Origin of the sequence: Exiguobacterium sp. U13-1 (assembly GCF_001750115.1) — a bacterium.
GTDB classification, from domain to species: domain Bacteria; phylum Bacillota; class Bacilli; order Exiguobacteriales; family Exiguobacteriaceae; genus Exiguobacterium_A; species Exiguobacterium_A acetylicum.
In genome coordinates, this window is the sequence record NZ_CP015731.1 from 2,703,055 (window position 1) to 2,724,298 (window position 21,244).

The 21,244-nt window shown below is 47.1% G+C and carries 23 protein-coding genes and 1 tRNA gene; 4 read left to right on the plus strand and 20 right to left on the minus strand.

The annotated features are described in order from the left end of the window. Positions 1-24: 24 nt before the first annotated feature. From clpX to ESP131_RS14135, 14 genes are all read right to left on the minus strand, one after another. Positions 25-1,290: an ATP-dependent protease ATP-binding subunit ClpX gene (clpX, locus tag ESP131_RS14070; RefSeq protein ID WP_023468977.1), complete on the minus strand. Its 1,266-nt coding sequence runs from the start codon at positions 1,288-1,290 to the stop codon at positions 25-27. 234 nt (positions 1,291-1,524) lie between these two features. Then, on the minus strand, positions 1,525-2,817 hold the full coding sequence (gene tig, locus ESP131_RS14075) for a trigger factor (RefSeq protein ID WP_029342286.1): 1,293 nt from the start codon (positions 2,815-2,817) through the stop codon (positions 1,525-1,527). Positions 2,818-2,927: 110 nt separating this feature from the next. Next, positions 2,928-3,911: a hypothetical protein gene (locus ESP131_RS14080; protein ID WP_069940876.1), complete on the minus strand. Its 984-nt coding sequence runs from the start codon at positions 3,909-3,911 to the stop codon at positions 2,928-2,930. Positions 3,912-3,939: 28 nt separating this feature from the next. Continuing rightward, positions 3,940-4,464: a hypothetical protein gene (locus ESP131_RS14085; protein WP_231925643.1), complete on the minus strand. Its 525-nt coding sequence runs from the start codon at positions 4,462-4,464 to the stop codon at positions 3,940-3,942. A gap of 102 nt (positions 4,465-4,566) precedes the next feature. After that, positions 4,567-4,640 (minus strand) — tRNA-Arg (locus ESP131_RS14090). Between the two features lie 73 nt (positions 4,641-4,713). Beyond that, complete coding sequence (locus ESP131_RS14095) at positions 4,714-5,223, minus strand: metallophosphoesterase family protein (protein ID WP_029342289.1); 510 nt, start codon at positions 5,221-5,223, stop codon at positions 4,714-4,716. Positions 5,224-5,228: 5 nt separating this feature from the next. Beyond that, a complete protein-coding gene (locus ESP131_RS14100) occupies positions 5,229-5,822 on the minus strand; it encodes an XTP/dITP diphosphatase (protein ID WP_029342290.1) in 594 nt (197 codons plus the stop codon). Continuing rightward, complete coding sequence (gene rph, locus ESP131_RS14105; protein WP_029342291.1) at positions 5,819-6,574, minus strand: ribonuclease PH; 756 nt, start codon at positions 6,572-6,574, stop codon at positions 5,819-5,821. The genes ESP131_RS14100 and rph overlap by 4 nt, the downstream gene beginning before the upstream one ends. Then, entirely contained in the window at positions 6,575-7,381 is an 807-nt protein-coding gene (gene racE / locus ESP131_RS14110) for a glutamate racemase (RefSeq protein WP_029342292.1), read from the minus strand. An 86-nt stretch (positions 7,382-7,467) separates the two neighbouring features. Further along, positions 7,468-7,731: a phosphocarrier protein HPr gene (locus tag ESP131_RS14115; RefSeq protein ID WP_012371023.1), complete on the minus strand. Its 264-nt coding sequence runs from the start codon at positions 7,729-7,731 to the stop codon at positions 7,468-7,470. Positions 7,732-7,796: 65 nt separating this feature from the next. After that, a complete protein-coding gene (locus ESP131_RS14120; protein ID WP_029342293.1) occupies positions 7,797-8,252 on the minus strand; it encodes an acyl-CoA thioesterase in 456 nt (151 codons plus the stop codon). 56 nt (positions 8,253-8,308) lie between these two features. Next, a complete protein-coding gene (gene sdhB / locus ESP131_RS14125) occupies positions 8,309-9,115 on the minus strand; it encodes a succinate dehydrogenase iron-sulfur subunit (RefSeq protein WP_023468986.1) in 807 nt (268 codons plus the stop codon). After that, complete coding sequence (gene sdhA / locus ESP131_RS14130) at positions 9,115-10,878, minus strand: succinate dehydrogenase flavoprotein subunit (protein ID WP_023468987.1); 1,764 nt, start codon at positions 10,876-10,878, stop codon at positions 9,115-9,117. Before sdhA ends, sdhB begins: the two co-directional genes overlap by 1 nt. A 19-nt stretch (positions 10,879-10,897) precedes the next feature. Then, positions 10,898-11,515 carry a succinate dehydrogenase cytochrome b558 subunit gene (locus ESP131_RS14135; RefSeq protein ID WP_029342294.1) on the minus strand — a complete coding sequence of 206 codons (618 nt, stop codon included), beginning with the start codon at positions 11,513-11,515 and terminating at the stop codon, positions 10,898-10,900. Between the two features lie 210 nt (positions 11,516-11,725). Between ESP131_RS14135 and ESP131_RS14140 the strand changes: the two genes are divergently transcribed. Together ESP131_RS14140 and ESP131_RS14145 are read left to right on the plus strand one after the other, a co-directional pair. Beyond that, entirely contained in the window at positions 11,726-12,148 is a 423-nt protein-coding gene (locus ESP131_RS14140) for a YslB family protein (RefSeq protein WP_231925644.1), read from the plus strand. A gap of 117 nt (positions 12,149-12,265) precedes the next feature. Beyond that, a complete protein-coding gene (locus ESP131_RS14145; protein WP_047393600.1) occupies positions 12,266-12,880 on the plus strand; it encodes a PH domain-containing protein in 615 nt (204 codons plus the stop codon). A 40-nt stretch (positions 12,881-12,920) separates the two neighbouring features. Here the strand turns inward: ESP131_RS14145 and uvrC are convergent, their stop codons facing one another. After that, entirely contained in the window at positions 12,921-14,705 is a 1,785-nt protein-coding gene (uvrC, locus tag ESP131_RS14150) for an excinuclease ABC subunit UvrC (protein ID WP_047393598.1), read from the minus strand. A gap of 82 nt (positions 14,706-14,787) precedes the next feature. Here uvrC and ESP131_RS14155 point away from each other — a divergent pair, with 82 nt between their 5' ends. Both ESP131_RS14155 and ESP131_RS14160 read left to right on the plus strand, forming a co-directional pair. Beyond that, positions 14,788-16,110, plus strand: a complete 1,323-nt coding sequence (locus ESP131_RS14155; protein ID WP_047393596.1) for a dihydrolipoyl dehydrogenase family protein — start codon at positions 14,788-14,790, stop codon at positions 16,108-16,110. 14 nt (positions 16,111-16,124) lie between these two features. Then, a complete protein-coding gene (locus ESP131_RS14160) occupies positions 16,125-16,502 on the plus strand; it encodes a VOC family protein (protein ID WP_050677629.1) in 378 nt (125 codons plus the stop codon). Positions 16,503-16,562: 60 nt separating this feature from the next. Here the strand turns inward: ESP131_RS14160 and trxA are convergent, their stop codons facing one another. The 5 genes from trxA to ESP131_RS14185 form a co-directional block, all read right to left on the minus strand. Next, complete coding sequence (gene trxA / locus ESP131_RS14165) at positions 16,563-16,874, minus strand: thioredoxin (protein ID WP_023468994.1); 312 nt, start codon at positions 16,872-16,874, stop codon at positions 16,563-16,565. Positions 16,875-17,036: 162 nt separating this feature from the next. Next, positions 17,037-18,002: an electron transfer flavoprotein subunit alpha/FixB family protein gene (locus ESP131_RS14170; protein ID WP_047393592.1), complete on the minus strand. Its 966-nt coding sequence runs from the start codon at positions 18,000-18,002 to the stop codon at positions 17,037-17,039. A 13-nt stretch (positions 18,003-18,015) separates the two neighbouring features. Continuing rightward, positions 18,016-18,789, minus strand: a complete 774-nt coding sequence (locus ESP131_RS14175) for an electron transfer flavoprotein subunit beta/FixA family protein (RefSeq protein WP_029342301.1) — start codon at positions 18,787-18,789, stop codon at positions 18,016-18,018. 74 nt (positions 18,790-18,863) lie between these two features. Next, positions 18,864-19,442 (minus strand): fatty acid metabolism transcriptional regulator FadR, encoded by a 579-nt coding sequence (locus ESP131_RS14180; RefSeq protein WP_023468997.1) that lies wholly within the window; start codon positions 19,440-19,442, stop codon positions 18,864-18,866. A gap of 71 nt (positions 19,443-19,513) precedes the next feature. Further along, the gene (locus tag ESP131_RS14185; protein WP_047393589.1) at positions 19,514-21,187 is read right to left on the minus strand and encodes an AMP-binding protein; all 1,674 of its coding nucleotides are present in this window, start codon (positions 21,185-21,187) and stop codon (positions 19,514-19,516) included. Positions 21,188-21,244 lie beyond the last annotated feature (57 nt).

Sequence of the window (21,244 nt, forward strand, 5' to 3'; positions counted from 1 at the left end):
CCTCCGAGCCGATTTGTCACGGTGTTACGCCGTTTCTTTTTCTTTCCCATGTTCAATTGTACCATCTTTCAACTCGAGCGTTGGACCGCGTTTACCAGTCAACGTTTCTGCTGTAATGATGACTTTCGCGATGTCTTCACGCGATGGGATTTCGAACATGATATCAAGCATAGTTTCTTCGATGATTGAACGAAGACCACGCGCACCTGTTTTACGTTCGATTGCAAGTTTTGCAATCTCAAGAAGTGCATCTTCCGTGAAGTCGAGTTCGACATCATCAAGTTGAAGCATTTTCTTATATTGTTTCACGAGGGCGTTTTTCGGTTTCGTCAAGATTTGAACGAGTGCCTCTTCATCAAGTGGCTCGAGCGTCGCCATGACCGGCAAACGACCGATGAACTCTGGAATCAAACCGAACTTTTGAAGATCTTCTGGCAATGCAGCTGCGAGAATTTCTTTTTGCGTAAGGTTACGGTTCTCTGAATCGTTTCCGAATCCGATGACTTTTTTACCAAGACGACGTTTGATCGACTGATCGATACCATCGAATGCGCCACCGACGATGAATAAGATGTTCGTCGTATCGATTTGGATGAATTCTTGATGTGGGTGTTTCCGTCCACCTTGTGGCGGTACACTCGCAACAGTTCCTTCCAAAATTTTAAGCAAGGCTTGTTGGACACCTTCACCAGAAACGTCACGTGTAATCGACGGATTTTCTGATTTACGAGCGATCTTATCGATTTCATCAATGTAGATGATGCCTTTTTCAGCCTTCTCGACATCGTAATCCGCTGCTTGGATGAGTTTCAACAGGATGTTCTCGACGTCTTCACCGACATAACCGGCTTCCGTCAAACTTGTTGCATCGGCAATCGCAAACGGTACGTTCAAGATCCGTGCCATCGTTTGGGCAAGAAGTGTCTTACCGCTACCTGTTGGTCCAATCATGACGATGTTCGATTTTGAGAGCTCGACATCATCTGCACGACCACCAGCATTGATTCGTTTGTAGTGATTGTACATCGCTACAGACAACGATTTCTTCGCTTTCTCTTGACCGATGACGTAATCATCAAGTGTCGTACGAATTTCATGCGGTTTTGGAACATTCTTCAGCTCGACTTCTTCTTCAGTACCGAGTTCTTCCTCTACGATTTCATTGCAGAGTTCGATACACTCGTCGCAAATGTAAACGCCAGGTCCAGCAACAAGTTTGCGTACTTGTTCTTGTGTCTTTCCACAGAAAGAACATTTTAGCTGACCTTTTTCTTCGTTAAATTTAAACATAAAGGTCCACCCCTTTAACGTGGAAATTGTATGGATGCCTGTAGCATCCCGTCTCACGTTTTACTATTTATGATTGTAGCATGAACAAGGAAAGTCTTTCAAATCCTGGACGAACGATTTACAGTTTGATGTTCTGAACCAAGGATTGTTTGTCCTTGTTTGACCTATCGTACAAAAAAATCGACTCCAAGACCAGAAATTGGGCTTGAAGTCGATCGAAAACCATGAAATGGCTTATTTTGCTTTTGCGTTGTCGACGAGAACATCGATAGCTTTACGGAATTGAAGATCGCCTTTAAGCGTTTCAAGACCACCTTGTGGTGCAAGCATCGTTTCAAGTTGATCTGCAGGGATGTTGTAGAGTTCTGACATTGATTGAAGTTCAGCTTGAGTTTCCTCATCTGTTACTTCGATTTTTTCGTCAGCAACGATTTGCTTGAGGACGAGACGTGCTTTAACGCGCTCTTCCGCTTGCTCTTTCATTTCAGAACGCATTGCCTCTTCTGTCGTTCCAGTCAACTGGAAGTACATGTTGAGGTCGATGCCTTGTGATTGAATACGTTGTGTGAACTCTTGAACCATACGCTCGACTTCGTTTTCGACCATGACTTCTGGAAGATCAACTGTCGCATTTTTCGTAGCCGCTTCGACTAACTCATCGCGCATTGAAGCATCAGCTTCTTGTTTGCGTGTATTTTCGAGACGCGTACGGATTTTTGTTTTCAACTCGTCGAGTGAAGAAACTTCTTCATCCATTTCTTTTGCGAACTCATCTGTCAATTCAGGGAGCTCTTGTGCTTTAACTTCGTGGATCGTTACTTTGAATGTAACTGGTTTTCCAGCGAGTGATGCTTCGTGATATTCCTCTGGGAATGTCACTTCAAGATCTTTTTGCTCGCCAGTTTTTAAACCGACCATTTGCTCTTCGAATCCAGGAATGAAGTTTCCAGAACCGATGACGAGTGAGTAGTTCTCAGCAGTTCCGCCGTCGAATTGGTTTTCCCCATCGAAACCTGCGAAGTCGAATACGACTGTATCGCCATTCTCGATGACGCCATCTTCTTTAACGACGAGTTCTGCACCGCGTTCTTGCAATGTTTTGAGTTCAGCGTCGACGTCTTCGTCAGTAACGTTCGTTTCAACTGCTGTGTACTCAAGACCTTTGTACTCACCGAGTGTAGCTTCTGGCTCGATGACGAACGTGATTTTGAATTCGACTGGCTTGCCTTTTTCGAGTGTTTCAACGTCGATGTTCTCAAGCGCGATTGGCTCGATTCCTGATTCGACGACTGCACCTTCTATTGTGTCCTTGTAAAGGATATCGAGTGCATCTTGGTACAGTGCTTCTTCACCGTACATTTTGTTGAACATTGCGCGTGGCATTTTTCCTTTACGGAAACCAGGTGTGTTCAAAGTCTTAACGACTTTCTTGAACGCTTGGTCTACCGCTTTATCAAATGCTTCAGCAGGCGCTTCATACGTGAGGACGCCGAGGCTACCTGATTGTTTTTCCCATTTTGCAGTCATGCTGAGTCCCTCCAAAATTGTCAATTAGCGTACATGTGTGTACAACAAGTCACATTATAGCACAATCGTTCTGACGATTACCACTGTTGAACGAATCGTTTCCAGATGTCTCAATCGAAGTAAATCTGCTCGAATGCGATGACTTCTGGATAAAGGATATGTGCCGCTCGATATAACCGCTTCGCCAGCGGACTGAGGATACGTTCCGGTTCTTCACGTTCAAATGTTAGACCTGCGAGTTCTTCGCATGCTGTGAGCCACTTCTCCATGTCTGATCCGATTCGTTCTCGTTCTTCAAAATGAATCAGTTGATCCGATCGCAAGACGAGCAATGCTCGGAACGGATCCATTCGCTCTAACGTATGCATCGATGCGAGTAACGCTTGTTGCTCCTGTTGATGTACCACCAGGATTTCTTCTAAATCTTCGCGTGACGAAATCGTCCAGTCTACACCTAAGTGTGGCACATGAATGCTTATCGGATATGACACGTGATGAAGCACATTTCCTAATAACTGATCAATGACGAGTAGACTTTGATGTTCTGTCTCTTGCGCCTGAAGATATTTCTGCGTGATGTATGCAATGAGCTCAGTTGTCCGTTCAAATTCCATACCGGTCAAATGACGCATTTGTTCGACCCAACTGCCATGTCGCAACACATGCATCAATTCCGTTGCTGATGTTACTTCACGCTGTGCAACAGGGTTGTTTTGAACTGCCGGCTTTTGTTCTCGAACACGCATCTGTTGTTTGACTTCATCTAATCGAAGCGCGAGCTCATAAGGCAGATACGGTGACGCTGAGCGCAAAGCGAGTTTCATCGGATACCGTTCTCCGAGTTCATAAAGAAAGAGTGCGAGCACTTGCTCGACACCCTCGACTTCAAGAAATCGTTCTGCCACTGTTTCAAATCGTTCACGGTCATGCATTAAGAGTGGTTGAATGACATAGAGCCGGTGTAATACATCTTCTCCTGTCAATTGGTCAGTCTCTAATTCCATAATCAATTGTTCTTGTTTAGAAGCGGGCAAACGAAGAATCCGTGCTCGTTCTACTTCTAGTTCATGTTCCATCCAGCGCGATGTCCCCATATTCCGGCACTCCTTCATGTTCAACTTCTTATTTCGTAAATGGATCGAGTAAAGACGTCCAGTTCGTGATCGCTTCTTGAAGTTGTCCCGCCTGCTCGATTCCTAATCGATTCAACGTATCTAATGAGACGTCAGCTTCAAGTAATCGAGCGATGTCTTCCGACTGATTCACGTACTGCTCGAGTTTTGCACTTAAATTCTGCAATTCTTGCGGTGGATTTTCAAGTCCCGCTAATCGTTGATCGATTTGATCCAGTTCTTGATTGAACTGATCAATCGTTCCGTTTTCCTTCAACTTTTCGATTTGTTGATCAAGTGCTTGTTCAGGGGTCGCGGATTCACGCGCTGTCGTAGCAGCCTCATTCAAGGAAGCCGACAAATCTGACGTGACTTGTGCCGTATCTTTCGCAATGCCTTGAAGTTCTCCAGCGTAATCGACACTATTTTTTACATCGTTGACTTGTTGTTTTGCATCGTCGACTGTATTTGAAATCTCACTACATCCAGCAAGAAACGTACTTAGTACGAGGACTGCTCCAACTTTCTTCCACATTGCATTCATCCCTTTCGAGTTCATGATACCTTAATTATAATCGAAAATCGGAATAAAAAAAAGAGACCACCCTCGTAAGGGCAGTCTCTATTTTAATTATAGCGTCCCAAGAGGGATTCGAACCCCCGACCGACGGCTTAGAAGGCCGTTGCTCTATCCTGCTGAGCTATTGGGACGTGTCAACACGAATAAACTATACTAGAACAATTCTTTCGTGTCAATCACATTACAAACATTGCATTTATTTTATTACAAAAATGTTCCGTCCAGATGCAGGGCATTCACTCGATCGCCGTTCACATCGAGAAAATCGATAGAATAACGGTTTTGATCCACTTCAAGAATCGCATACGTCTTGTCTGGTCGATGGCGTGGCATCCGGATTGAACCTGGATTGATGAATAATACGCCGTCCCGATATTCAGCCTTCGCAACATGGGAATGACCATATAAGACGATGTCCGCTTGCTTTTCCTTCGCATGATGTTGCAAGACATCTAGACTGTATTTGACGTCCTGACGATGTCCGTGGACACAAAGGATGGTATGACCATCCATTTCCGACATGACTTCTTCCGGAAAATCGTGTCCGTAATCGCAATTCCCTCGCACAACACGATATGGATATAATGATTCGATGTCGCGCGTCAATTGGGAGTCCCCACAATGAAATGCCAAATCCACGTCTTGGTGACGTTCGAATATCGTAAGCAGTTCTTGTTCTAGTCCATGGCTATCACTAACGATCAACGCTCTCATCTTCATCACACTCCTAAGAAAGTAGTTAAGTCCTGTTCGAGCTTACGCAATGCATTGCCACGATGACTAATCATCGCTTTTTCTTCTTTCGTCAACTCAGCAGCCGTTTGTCCACTTGCCGTGACGAACAATGGATCATAACCGAAACCGTTCGAACCCGCCGCTTCAAAACCGATTCGCCCTTCCATCGTTCCACGAACCGTCAATGTCTCACCAGTTGGTTTTGCTAGCGCGAGTACACAAACGAAGCGCGCCGTCCGCTCCTCTTCCGGAATACCTTCTAACTTTTCAAGTAGTAGAGCATTGTTCGCCGCATCCGACTTTTCAAGACCCGCGAAGCGTGCTGAGTAGACGCCGGGAGCGCCATCTAAAGCGTCAACTTCAAGTCCTGAATCATCAGCAAGTACCGCGTGACCAAAGTAGGCTGCTGCCTCTGTTGCTTTCAAGAGTGCATTTTCCTCGAATGTTTCACCTGTTTCATCCGTTTCCGGAGCATCGGCGTGATCGAGTAACGATTCGACCGTATAACCGAGACGACCCAGCATGCTTTCAAGTTCCTTCACTTTACCTGCATTGTGTGTTGCGACGATGACCTTCATCTATGTTCCCCCACTTCTTCTCCTACATACCACCAAGAGACACCGAGTGCCTCACGGCCAGCATTAATCAGCTCCTTAATTCCTTTTTCCCCAAGTTCGAGCATTTCGAGCATCTCTTGACGGGAAAATGTCGACTCTTCTCCTGTTGCTTGCATCTCGACGATTTTACCCGATGAGGTCATGACGAGATTGAAGTCGACTTCCGCCGCAGCATCCTCTTCGTAGCATAAATCGAGCAAGACATTCGACTCGACGATTCCAACCGAAATAGCTGCGATACCCTCTTTGATTGGTGTATCCGTCAGTTTTCCCGCTTGAATCAATTGATCGATTGCACGGACGAGCGCTAGAAATCCACCGGTGATCGATGCTGTTCGTGTACCGCCGTCTGCTTGAATGACGTCACAGTCGATCCAGATTGTTCGTTCCCCAAGCTTCTCTAAATCAACGACTGCCCGAAGCGAGCGACTGATGAGACGTTGGATTTCCATCGTCCGTCCCGTCTGCTTGCCGCGGACGGCTTCTCGTGCCGTCCGCTGAGCCGTCGCTCGTGGTAACATCGAATATTCAGCATTGATCCAGCCCTGGCGTTTACCACGAAGGAATGGTGGTACTTTCTCCTCGACGGTCGCCGTACAGAGGACTTTCGTATCGCCCAGTTCAATTAAAACCGAACCTTCTGCATGTTTATTGATATCAACCGATAAGTGAATGGGACGGAGATTCTCCGCTGTTCGTTGGTCTATTCGCATTTAGTCTTCCTCCGTTCCAAGCACGATGCGTTCTGCGTGGATTGGCTGATCGAGCCAATCCGTTGCAATCTGATCAAATGAGCGAATATCGCCTGTCGCATAATAACGATGTTCCGGTATTTGTGTCACATCTGCTGAAATCGTATTGTAGTCAAGTAGTGCTGCTACCTCAAGTGCTGTCTCGTCCCCTGAAGAGATGAGTTGGACGCCTGGTCCGATGACCCGTCCAATGACATCTGCTAAGAGTGGATAATGTGTGCACCCAAGGATCAATGTGTCCATATCATAATTCATTAAAGGTCGTAATGTATTCGCAACGACACGTTCGACATAAGTACCGTCCGTCTGCATCGACTCGACGAGCGGAACGAACGGTGGGCAGGCTAACGATTCGACGACGACTTGTCCTTCGACATGTCGTAACGCCTTCTCGTAGGAATTACTTGTAATCGTCATCTTCGTTCCGATGACACCGATTCGTTTCGTCCGCGTCACTTTGACTGCCGCACGGGCTCCAGGATCAATGACACCAATGACAGGTATATTTAAACGTTCTCGCGCTTCTTTTAAAACAACAGCCGTTGCTGTGTTACAGGCGATTACGATCAATTTCACATCTTGTTGTACGAGATAATCAATCATCTCCCACGTAAACTCACGAATCTCCTCTTCTGGACGAGGACCGTACGGACACCGCAATGTATCCCCGACATAAATGATTCGCTCATGGGGCAACTGTCGCATCAATTCACGTGCGACCGTCAACCCACCGACTCCGGAATCTAGTACTCCAATCGCTCGATTCACTCTTCTCCACCTCTTTCTCTCTTTCCTATGGTAACAAAAAAGGACGACGGTGCAAGACCGGCGTCCGAGAATGTACGATTACAGGATTACTGAGCAAGACCTTCGCTAGTCAGCATATCTGAAAGAGTCGTGATTGCTTCAGAAGCATCGTCACCGTTTGCAACGATTTTGATATCTGAATCTTTCGCGATTCCGAGTGAAAGAACACCCATGATTGACTTCAAGTTGACAGTCTTCCCGTTGTATTCCAAGTTGATGTCTGATTGGAATTTAGAAGCTGTGTTGACGAGCTGAGTAGCCGGACGAGCGTGAATGCCTGAATCCGCGATGACTTTGAATGTTTTTTCCATGATTAAGAAATCTCCCTTCACTAATAACGTACTAGTGAGTCGTTTTCGAATATGTGAACTCATTATCAAATGATAACGGATTCGAATCGATTCTGCAAGGAATTTTTATACGCTTCACTCCACGGGAATGCTTTCCCGGCACGATCAATTTGTACCATCGATGTCCGTCCTGTGAACATCAGTTCACCTTGCTCATCAAATGCCGCATAATGGACGTCACACGACGCACTTCCGACATGTACGGGATAGGCATAGACGGCAAGACGCGTACGTGGATAAACTTGGCGAATGTAATTACACTGGGCATCCGCAACGACGATAATGCCGTCTTCTGCAAGCGAATATCCTGTTTCCTCTAACATCAATGTCCGAACGTCCTCAAAATAGACGAACGGTACCCGGTTATTCATATGACCATAGGCATCCGTCTCCGCAAAACGAACCGCGACGTCGAGTCGTGTGCCATGTTTCATCTGTTCAAGCCATGTTTCAAGTTCTGGAATATAAGCTGGTACGCGCACAATGAGTTCCTCCTGTCTGAATGAAAAAAGAAGGAGCAAGCTCCTTCTTTGATAAGTCATGAACTAACTGCTTCACCTGTCCGTCCTTCGTCACTACCAAAGAACTTCTTGAATGAATGAAGTGTCGTCTGACGGTTCATCGCTGCGATCGAAGTTGTCAGCGGAATCCCTTTCGGACAAACCTCGACACAGTTTTGAGCGTTACCGCACTGCATGATCCCGCCATCTTCCATCAACGCTTCAAGGCGTTCTTCCTTGTGGAAAGCACCTGTCGGATGCGAGTTGAATAGACGAACTTGTGAAATCGATGCTGGTCCGATGAATGTCGAACGATCGTTGACGTTCGGACATGCCTCGAGACACACGCCACACGTCATACATTTCGATAACTCATATGCCCATTGACGTTTGTTCTCTGGCATCCGTGGTCCTGGACCTAAGTCGTACGTTCCATCGATTGGAACCCATGCTTTGACTTTTTTCAACGCATCGAACATGCGTTGACGGTCAACTTGAAGGTCACGAACGATCGGGAACGTCTGCATCGGTTGCAGGCGGATTGGCTGTTCGAGTTTATCAACGAGTGCTGTACACGACTGACGTGGTGTACCGTTGATGACCATCGAACAAGCGCCACATACTTCTTCTAGGCAACCCATGTCCCAGTTGATTGGTGTCGTTTTTTCACCGGCTGCATTCACAGGGTTTCGGCGAATCTCCATTAAAGCAGAGATGACGTTCATGTTCGGACGGTACGGAATTTCAAACGCTTCATCATACGGTTTACCATCTGGTCCATCTTGACGTTGAACGATGAATTGAACCGATTTTTGCGTAGTAGATGATTCGAGTGGTGTCGCCATTATGCTTTCACCTCTTTCTTCGACTTCTTGCTGTAGTCGCGTTTCCGTGGTGGAATCAACGACGTGTCGACGTCTTCATAGAAGATTTCCGGATGACCATTCGTATAACGTGCCATCGTCGTCTTCAAGAACTGTTCATCATTACGTTCCGGGAAGTCCGGTTTATAGTGTGCTCCGCGACTCTCGTCACGTTTTAAGGCACCGAGCGTGATTGCTTCGGCTAGATCGAGCATGTGATCGAGCTGACGGATGAACGATGCCCCTTGGTTACTCCAACGTGCTGTATCCGTTGCCGAGATGCGCGTGAACCGATCGCGAAGTTCCTTGATTTTCGTCAGTGTCTCTTCGAGCTTATCGTTATAACGGACGACCGTGACGTTGTCCGTCATGATTTCTCCAAGCTCACGGTGGATTTGATACGCGTTTTCCGTACCTTCCATCGATAGGATATCGTTGAAGCGGTTGATCTCTTCGATTTTATGCGCTTCGACGACGTCTTCACTCATCTCATGAACTGATGTCTCGAGTTCGTTCATATACGCGATTGCTGATGGTCCAGCGACCATTCCGCCGTATACCGCAGAGAGAAGGGAGTTCGCTCCGAGACGGTTACCACCGTGCATCGAATAATCACATTCACCAGCTGCGAACAATCCAGGGATGTTCGTCATCTGATCATAGTCGACCCATAGTCCACCCATTGAATAGTGAACGGCCGGGAAGATCTTCATCGGTACTTTTCGTGGATCATCACCGACGAACTTCTCGTAGATTTCAAGGATCCCACCGAGTTTGACGTCGAGTTCTTTTGCGTCTTTATGCGATAGATCCAGATAGACCATGTTCTCCCCGTTGACGCCGAGTTTTTGATTGACACAGACGTCGAAGATCTCACGTGTTGCGATATCTCGTGGAACAAGGTTTCCGTATGCCGGATACTTCTCTTCGAGGAAGTACCAAGGCTTACCGTCTTTATAAGTCCAGACGCGACCACCTTCACCTCGTGCTGATTCACTCATAAGACGTAACTTATCGTCTCCAGGAATCGCTGTCGGGTGAATCTGGATGAACTCACCGTTCGCATAGATCGCACCTTGACGATAGACAGCTGCTGCTGCTTGTCCTGTGTTGATGACCGAGTTCGTCGATTTTCCAAAGATGACACCAGGACCACCTGTCGCGAGGATGACAGAATCCGCGGCAAATGCCTCGATTTCCATCGTCCGGAGGTTTTGACAAACCGCTCCACGACAGATGCCATTGTCATCGATAATGGCACGAAGGAATTCCCATCCTTCATATTTTTCTACCAAACCTTGCGCTTCGAACTTACGAACCTGTTCATCTAATGCGTACAACAGTTGTTGCCCTGTCGTTGCCCCAGCATATGCCGTCCGGTGATGCAACGTTCCTCCGAAACGTCGGAAGTCGAGTAAGCCTTCCGGTGTCCGGTTGAACATAACACCCATCCGGTCGAACATATGAATGATCTTCGGCGCTGCTTCCGCCATTTTTTGAACAGGTGGTTGATTTGCGAGGAAGTCCCCACCGTATACCGTGTCATCGAAATGCTGGTATGGTGAATCCCCTTCCCCTTTTGTATTGACCGCTCCGTTGATACCACCTTGTGCACAAACAGAGTGTGAGCGTTTGACGGGTACGAGTGAGAATAACTTAACTGGTACGCCTTGCTCCGCTGCTTTTATCGTAGCCATCAGACCGGCAAGCCCTCCGCCGATGATGACAAGATTCTTGTTCGCCATGTTGTCAGTTCCCCTTTCCTTACAACACGCCTGCAAACGTTAAGATCGAGCGTACGCCTACAAACGATAAACCGATGAATACGAGTGCTGCCACGTAAGACATCGCCCGTTGAGATGCTGGTGACTGTGTGATTCCCCATGTGATGCAGAACGTCCAAAGTCCGTTCGCAAGGTGGAATGTCGTCGCCAAGATCCCGACGATATAGAACGCGAGCATGAATCCGTTATCGACGATGTTCTGCATCATGCTTGCATCGACTGGAGTTCCCATCGCAGCGGCAATCCGTGTTTCCCAAACGTGCCACGTGATGAACACGACAAGGAATACACCGCTAAACCGTTGCAGTACATACATCCAGTTCCGGAAGTATGTATAACGTCCTGTGTTCGCAGAACCAGTGAATGCGATGTACACACCGTAGACGCCATGCAAGATGATCGGAATGAAGATGACAAAGATCTCTAAGAACAATCGATACGGAACGTTCCCCACGAATTCCGCGGCCTTATTGAAGTCTTCCTCACCACGTACGATGAAGTAGTTCGTCGTTAAGTGCGAAAGTAAAAATAACCCGATTGGAATGACGCCGAGCAGTGAGTGTATTTTACGACTCACGAAATCACGATGATTCGCCATCCAAATCCCCCCTTTTGTTTGCCAATCAACCGTTGGCGCATTTTGGTAGAAAAGCGCTTTCATAAGGAAATTCGTCTTTTCATCACTTATTCTACTCCTGTCCTTTTTAGAAGACAACCCGAGCCGTTGCATTTAACTGCAAATTTTTTTAGGAAAACAATGACCGACAAGAATCATCTCGGTATAATGGTTCACAGATAGGAGTGAATCATGATGGATGCTACACCAAATCAAACACCACTTTTCGGTATCGAATTGATCCGAGATTATGTGCTGACCGATCTTCTTGGATCGGATTATCGGCAAGTCATCTATTGGGCAGGTAAACGTTTAGCGCGTCAATTCCCTGTCGTAGATGAATCTGAATTAGCCTCATTTTTTGAACAAGCAGGTTGGGGAACGCTCGAAATCAAGAAACGCAAAGGAACTGCTATCTCATTCGTGCTGTCTCCTCCTGATACAACGAGAGATGAACGACCACAAGGCTACTTCCAACTCGAAGCCGGTTTCCTCGCTGAACAGTTCTCCCGTTTTAATGGGTGTGTCGCGGAAGGATATGCTGAGACAAGTAAAGAGCTCGTTCAAATCACGGTCCAAATCGACCCTAAAGATCCACTTGAACCGCTCAAGTAAAATTTACATAGAACGTGACAGGAATCTTAATTTTCAACATCGAAATAGATTCATGAAACCTTTTGCAGTAAGTGCTCGTAAAATCATTCGTACACAAATCGCGAGGAGGAACTTCACATGTTCAAAAAACTAGCAGCAGATTTAACGGGATTCAGTGATATCGGACAAGTCATTCATCCTGATGATTTCGACAAGGCAGCCGCTGACGATTATGTCTTGCATGAAGACGGTGAGAAAATCTACTTCTTGATCAAATCCAAATCTGATGAGTATTGCTTTACGAACTTGGCTTTAGTTCACCTAGATGGTGAGAGTGCCGTCAGTTCAAAACGCGTCTTGTATCGCTATCCGTACGCACACTATCCGATTCGCCACGTCATGTTCGAAACGGCGGGAACAGTCGATCTTGATGTCGAGATCAAATTCGAGATCGGTGGTAAACATTATTCGATCGACGTCGATAAAAAACAACTTGAACATGTGAAAGATCTTTATAAAACACTTCTTGCCATTGCTGAAAAACAGTATGAAGGACAAAAGATGCTCGAGTTCGCAAACAGCTCATTGAATCATTCGGTCACGATTCTCGGCGGACTTCGTCAAGGTGACATGAACGTGCCGCAAACATTCAAGGAGTTGTCCGAACAATCCTTCGAGTGGCTACAAGGTCACTACCATCAGTGGAACCAGCGTGACTTTGGTTCATACTACGAAAAGTACATCAACAACTAATCACTAAAAAAGCCGCCCTCTTCAAGAGGACGGCTTTTTTTCATTCTTCATTCGCTTGACTTAAATATTCAGCGACGGTTTCCGCTAACTTGACAGGTAATCCTGCTTCCGCCAACTGTTCGATCGTTGCGCGTCGCAAGCTACGCATCGATCCGAAATGACGAATCAACTGTTGGCGTCGTTTCGGTCCGACTCCTGGAATCTCGTCGAGCAAGGAACGGGTCATCCCTTTTGAACGGAGCGAGCGGTGGAACGTGATCGCAAACCGGTGGACTTCATCTTGCATGCGTTGAAGTAGATAAAACGCACTTGAACGCGGACTTAATTCAATTAACCGTGCACCTTCTCCGAACAACAACTGACTTGTCCGGTGTTTGTCATCCTTTTTTAATGACCCGACTGGCAGGGATAAACCGAGTTCATCTTGAATGACTTCTAAAGCAGCATTCAACTGTCCAACTCCTCCGTCAATCAGGACGAGATCTGGAAGGCGCGCTCCTTCAAGTAACAACCGACGATACCGACGGCGCACGATTTCCCGCATCGATTCATAGTCATCGGGTCCTTGCACCGTCCGGATTTTGAACTTCCGGTATTCCTTCTTAAGCGGTTTACCGTCTTCAAAGACGACGAGGGCCGAGACGGCATCCGCACCTTGAATGTTCGCGTTATCGATGATTTCGATCCGTGACAGTGGATGAACGTCGATCGCATCGGCGAGTTCTTCGACTGCTTGAACGGTCCGTTTCTCATCTTTTGCTAACAACTCGAAGCGTTCCGAGATCGCATTTTCAGCATTCTTCGTCGCTAGATCAAGTAATTTCCGTTTTGATCCTCGGACCGGAACGTGAATTTTAATCGATAGCGCCTCTTTGAGCAGCAACTGATTGACGAGTGGCGGTACATATACTTCACTTGGTTTGATGTTCTTTTCGTAGAACTGGACGATGAAACTCTCGAGCTCTTCTGCCGGCGTACCATAGATCGGGAAAAGCGAGACATCACGTTCGATCATCTTTCCGCCGCGAAGGAAGAAGACTTGGACACACATCCAGCCTTTATCGACATGGATCCCGAATACGTCACGTGACGTCAGATCCGCTGTGATCATATTTTGTTTGTTCATGATTGACTCGATCGCCCTTACTTGATCGCGCAATTCTCCCGCACGTTCGAATTCCATCGTTTCGGCCGCGTCCGCCATCTTCTGTTTCAAGTCTTCGACAAGCTCCTTCGTATCGCCCGATAAGAAACGTCGGATTTCCGAAACGAGCGCCTTTTGTTCCGACTCGAGATTCGGGATTTCGCATGGACCAAGACACTGACCGATGTGGTAATACAGACAAAGTTTTTTCGGCATCGGCTGGCATTTACGTAGCGGATATAAACGATCTAGCAGACGTTTCGTCTCGTTTGCCGCATACGCATTCGGATAAGGACCAAAATAATGACCACCATCTTTTTTCAACTTACGCGTCGTGATCAGGCGAGGATATGTCTCATTCGTAATTTTCAAGTACGGATACGACTTATCATCCTTCAACATGATATTGTACTTCGGATCATGTTTCTTAATAAGCGTCATCTCAAGCAACAACGCTTCTAGTTCACTAGCTGTGATGATGTATTCGAAGTCACGGACTTCCGCGACGAGACGTTCCGTCTTAATATCATGTGCTCCCGTGAAATAGGAACGGACACGATTCTTGAGATTTTTTGCTTTTCCGACATAGATGACTTCGCCGAATTCATTTTTGTGCAGATAACATCCTGGCTCATCAGGCAAAAGGGATAGTTTCGCTTTGATATGTTCTTGATGTCCCAAATAAATGTCTCCTTTCACCGTTTTTAGTTTTACTCGTTCGGGTAAATACCATACATTGATTATGACATACGGAGGATGAAAAATGCGTACATATGATTGCATTGTGATCGGAACAGGTTCCGCTGGAAATCAAGCGGCTTATAAATTCGCTGAAAAAGGACTACGTGTTGCCATCGTGGAGAACTTCACTCCAGGTGGCACATGCGCACAACGTGGATGTGACGCAAAAAAAATCTTACTGACGGGTAGTGAGACGAAAGACGCTGTCGAGCGATTGCTCGGATACGGCGTAAAGGGTCTGATTTCGATTGATTGGCGCCAATTGATGGAGCGAAAGAATGAATACACACGCGCCATCCCGGAGCAAACACGAAAGCGGTACGCGGAAACGGACATCGACTATTTCCATGGAGAACCGCATTTCGTGTCTTCACATCGCCTTCGAATTGGTGAAGACGAAATCGAAGGGAAACAGTTTTTAATCGCAACCGGTCTAAGACCTCGCGAATTAACTGTACCCGGTAGTGAGCGTTTCATAACAAGTAATGAGTTTCTTGAACTGAAAGAACTTCCACGACGACTCGTCTGCATCGGCGGCGGTTATATCTCGTTCGAGTTCGCCCATCTCGCTCGTATTGCTGGCGCAGACGTCACGATAGTATTACGTTCTAACCCCTTAAAACAATTCGAGAGCGAATTGGTCGATGTGTTGTTAGAAGCCACACGGGCACTTGGTATCTCGATCATCAAAGAAGCAGAGGTCGTCGCTTACGAAGAGGAATCACTTCATTTATCGAACGGCGACGTATTGAAGACCGACGTCGTCTTGAATGCGACTGGACGTGTCGCGAGTATCGACCAGCTTGGTCTCGAAGCCATTGGCGTTGCCCATAACGAAAAAGGAATCCATGTCAATGCGTACCTTCAGTCTTCCGTCGAACATATCTATGCCGCAGGAGATGTCGCTGTCAGCGGGAATCCCGCATTGACGCCGTTTGCTGGAACCGAAGGACGACTCGCTGCCGATAACATGCTCGAAGGGAACAACCGGAAACTGGAGCTGCTCCCTGTACCAAGCGTCGTATTCACTGCTCCGAACCTCGCCCTCGTCGGTGAAACGGAAGCTGCTTTGAAAAAAGCAGGTATTCCTTACCGTGGTCGCTTGATCGATACGTCCTCCTGGCAAACGAACGCACGGATCAAGGACAGTTTTGCTCGGGCGAAAGTGCTCGTTGGAGAAGATGATCAAGTACTCGGCGCACACTTCATCGGTGTCAATGCAGCGGAACTAGCAAACTATTTCTCGTTTGCGATGCAACACCGGATTCCAAGTACTTCGATGCAACAGACTGGATTCGCTTACCCGACACCGGCTTCAGATATCGCTTCGTTATTCGAGGATTGACAGGAGGCTTTTTGATGATTCAATACGGCTATACGATTTTATACGTTGAAGACACTGCGCAGACGCTGACATTCTATCGAGACGTTCTTGGACTATCCGTCAAGGCGGAGCACGGGAGCTACATCGAGTTCGAGACCGGTCAGACGACACTCGCCTTCAATACGCGTGAAGACGTGCAACAGTTGATTCCGGATTACACGATACCGAGTGGAAAAACACAACAGACGTTAGAGATTGGTTTTATTACGGATGACGTCCCTACTCTATTTCAGAAGGTGGTGGAGGCAGGATATGAGACCGTCCTCGCGCCTGCACAAAAACCATGGGGGCAAGTCGTCGCCTATGTTCTCGACCCCGATGGTCACCTGATTGAACTTTGTACGCCAATGTAATCTAAAAAAACAGACCGTTCTGCCTGTGCAGAACGGTCTGTTTTGATATGCAGGAAAGAATTAGTTAGATGTTTCAACGAATTCTTTAAGTGCATCTTTTGGCATGAAGCCCATTGTTTTGTTGACAGGTTGTCCATCTTTGAAGAGAACGAGTGTCGGGATACTTTGAACTTGGAATGCTCCAGCTACTTCTGGGTTTGCATCTACGTCGACTTTGACGATTTTTACATCTTGCATGTCAGCATCGAGTTCTTCAAGAACAGGTGCGAGCATACGACATGGTCCACACCATGTTGCCCAAAAATCAACAAGGACGAGTCCTTCTTGTGTTTCTTCTTTAAATGATTGGCTAGTTGCGTGTACGATTGCCATTGATCATAACCTCCTAATGAGTAGATCGACCCGGTAAAAAAAATAGGTGATCTCTTTATTGATTCGAGTATATCATAGCAGTCTCTTCCAACAAACGAAACTGCTCACGCGAAAAATCCGCAAAAATAACCGGCACCATGATAATGGTACCGGTCTTCAAACTTATCCGTGAACGAGCATTTTTTTGAATTCAGCTGTCAATAGTGGCACGACGTCGAACAAATCTCCGACGATACCATAGTCCGCGACAGAGAAGATGTTCGCTTCCGGGTCCTTGTTGATTGCAACGATCACTTTGGCATTCGACATCCCTGCTAAGTGTTGGATCGCACCTGAGATCCCGCATGCAATATAAAGGTCCGGTGTAACGACTTTCCCCGTCTGACCGATTTGAAGGGCATAGTCGCAGTAATCCGCATCACAAGCACCACGTGAAGCACCCACTGCTCCTCCGAGGACATCTGCTAGTTCTTGTAACGGTGCGAAGCCATCCGAGCTCTTGACACCGCGTCCACCTGCGACGATAACTTTTGCCTCTGATAAATCAACGCCGCCAGTTGCTTTGCGTACGATGTCTGCGACGATCGTTCGTAAATCCTTCAGTTCGACCGTGACCGACTCGACAGTTCCTTGTGAACTACCTGCTTCAAGCGGATCGATGTTGTTCGGACGGACCGTAAAGAGCGTCTTGCCCTCTGAGACTTTGACTTTTTCAAATGCTTTCCCCGAGTAGATCGGGCGAATGAATGACGCATCCGCGCCTTCCCCTTCAATCGCCGTCACATCACTGATCAAACCAGCTTGTAGTTTTGCCGCGATCTTCGGTGATAAATCTTTACCGAGCGACGTATGTCCGAAGACGAGCACGTCTGGTGACGTCCGGTTCATCAACTCGAGGAAGACTTGTCCGTAACCATCTGGCGTGTAGTGTAGAAGACGCTCATCCTCGACGACAAGCACCTGGTCCGCTCCGCGCGATGCTAAAGCATCAGCATCCTTTGCGACATCGTGCCCAATCAGGACTGCGATAACTTCGTCAGCGACACGTCGTGCTGCTGCGATTGCCTCAAACGACACATTCCGTAAACTGCCATCTCGTGATTCTGCGAGTACTAATGCTTTTGTCATTCGTTTCTCCCCCTTAGACCACTTTTGCTTCGTTGCGTAATAATGATGCGAGTTGCGCGACTTGCTCGTTTAGTTCACCTTCAAGGATCTTACCGGCTGCTTTGTTCGGTGGTAAGAAACGCTCAATCGTTTCTAGACGTGGTGCGAGTTCGTCTTCATCAAGTTCGAGATCATCGAGTTCGAGTTCTTCTAGCGGCTTCTTCTTCGCTTTCATGATCCCCGGAAGACTTGGATAACGTGGCTCGTTCAACCCTTGTTGCGCAGTTACAAGTAACGGAAGCGTCGTTTCAATCGTCTCTGTATCCCCTTCAGCGTCGCGTGTCACGATAGCTTTCGTACCGTCGAGCTCTAGTTTCGTGATCGTCGTCACGTAAGGAATATCGAGTAATTCTGCGACGCGCGGTGCCACTTGACCACTTCCGCCATCGACTGCGACGTTCCCAGCGATGACGAGATCGACTGTCTGTTCCTTCAAATAACCAGCGAGCACTTCAGAAATCGTGAAATGATCTGCCTCTTCGATGTCATCTTCAATCGAGATACGAACGGCTTGATCCGCTCCCATTGCGAGTGCTGTTCGTAATTCCTTATCCGCATCTTCCGGTCCGACCGTCACGACCGTCACCGTTCCCCCTTGTGCATCACGGACACGAATCGCTTCTTCTACCGCATACTCATCGTATGGGTTAATGATGAACTCAGCGCCATCCTCATCGATTTGACCATTCTCGAGTTGGATTGCTTCTTCCGTATCGAATGTGCGTTTCAACAGTACATAGATTTCCATCTCATGCTCCCCCTTGTCGTCTATTCACCATCATTCTTTGTATCCGCTTACACGATTGTTGTCATGAAAAGGGCTTAACTCAGCCCTTTGATCAACATCCGATGAATCCCGTCGCGTGTCTCAAGCAACTCATATTTGAATCCACTTGCCATCCAGCTCGTCACGACCTCATCGATCGTTCCGAAAATCATCTGACGTGCCAATCGATAATCGAGTTCGTTTGAAAACTCACCTGTCGTCATCCCGTGCTTGACGACCCGGTCAATCAGATGCAAGTACGGTTTCAAGACAGCAGCGATGTTTTGACGCATGTCTTGGTTCGATTGACGCAACTCGATCTGCGTGACGACCGCTAAATCATAGTCGACGGATAATTGCTCGAGGTGTGCCTCGATCAATGCTGCCAATTGTTCCGTCGCTGATGTATGGCTCGCGATTTGTCCTTCGGAATATTCGATGAAGCTTCCCATTTTCGCTTGGAATAGCGAAATCAAGAGATGTTCTTTATTCTTGAAGTATAGATAGATTGTTCCATCCGCAACCCCGGCTTCCTTTGCGATGGCAGTCACTTTCGCTCCATGGTAGCCGTTCTTGGCGATGACTTTTACGGCGGCATCAATGATGCGGTCACTCTTTGACATTGTTCGTTTCATTCCACTATCTCCTAACGCATAAAATGAATGATGGTTCATTCATATTTATTCTATCATGTCATTTTATCCTGTCAACTGCTTTCTTCGAGTTGTTTAGCACGTTCTTCTTCAACGAGAACACGGCGGAGGATCTTACCAACGAACGTCTTCGGTAACTCTTGCCGGAATTCATACTGCTTTGGCACTTTGAACGATGCTAACTGTTTACGACAGAATTGATCGAGCTCTTCTTCCGTGACCGTCATCTCATCCTTGACGACGATGAACGCCTTGACGGTCTCGCCTCGGTAGACATCTGGAACACCGATGACGACCGCTTCTTTGACAGCTGGGTGTTCATATAGGATTTCTTCGACTTCACGTGGATAAATGTTGAATCCGGAAGCAATGATTAAATCTTTTTTCCGATCGACGATTCGGAAGTAATGATCCTCACCGATATATCCAAGGTCTCCTGTATGCAACCAACCGTTTCGAAGTACCGCTTGCGTATCTTCTGGTCGTTTCCAGTATCCTTTCATGACTTGCGGACCTGTGACGATAATCTCGCCAATCTCACCCGGAGCAGCTGGTGTCTCTCCGTCCGCTTGGACGATTTTCGCTTGCGTATCGGGTACCGGAATACCGACCGTTCCAGGAATGCGACGATCCCAGATACAGTTCGTATGCGTCACCGGGCTCGTTTCAGACAGACCGTATCCTTCAACAATCCGCCCACCCGTCAGCGCTTCGAATTTTTCCTGCACTTCGACTGGTAGTGGAGCAGAACCAGAAATACAGGCTTCAATCGAAGAGAGATCATACTTCTTCAGTTTCGGATGATTCAATAGACCGACATACATCGTCGGAGCACCTGGGAACAGATTCGGTTTTTCCTTATGAATCGTCTTGAGAACCTGTTCGATATCGAATTTCGGAACGATGATTTGTTCATAGGCATTAAATATGCCGAAATTGAGGTTACATGTCATGCCATAGACATGGAAATAAGGAACGACCGCTAACAGCTTCCGTCCATCTCCTCGATTGTATTTATAGAACCAGTTGTCGATCTGTTCGACGTTTGCACTCAAGTTGAAGTGTGTCAACATGACACCTTTTGGAGCGCCTGTCGTTCCACCCGTATATTGGAGAACCGCGACGTCCTCCTTCGGTTGAATCGCGACTGGTGTAATCGGCTCATAACCTCGCAAAGATAAAAACGGAATCGAACCCGTCGTATCAATGATGATGTTGTTATCTTTCCGTGCTTTAATCGGGTACAGTTTATTTTTAGGGAAGGGAAGGTAATCCGCGATACTTGTCGTCACAACCGTCTTGAGTGTCGTCGCCGCCTTGACACGAGACGCTTTTGGATAAAGTAGATCGAGCGTCACGAGCATGTGTGCTCCTGAATCGACGAGAATCTGTTCAAGTTCACGGTCTGTATAGAGTGGGTTCACTTGGACGACGATACCACCTGCATAGAGGACAGCATAATAACTGATCATATACTGGGGACAGTTCGGTAACATCAGTCCGACGCGATCCCCTTTTTTTAGTCCGTGCTCTTGTAATAGGCTCCCAAGTGCGCGAGCTTCGTCACGTACTTCACGAAACGTCATACGTTTTCCTAAGAAACTCAAGGCACGTTGTTCTGGAAAATCGGTCGCTGCCTCATCGAGTGCCTGATAAAGAGGTAATTCTCGATAATCAATCGATGCGGGTACTTGCTCGGGATAATCAGATAACCAAACGGATTCCATACATTTCCCTCCCTGATAATGAATTACTATTCATTTTTATTATACGTTGAATCGAAT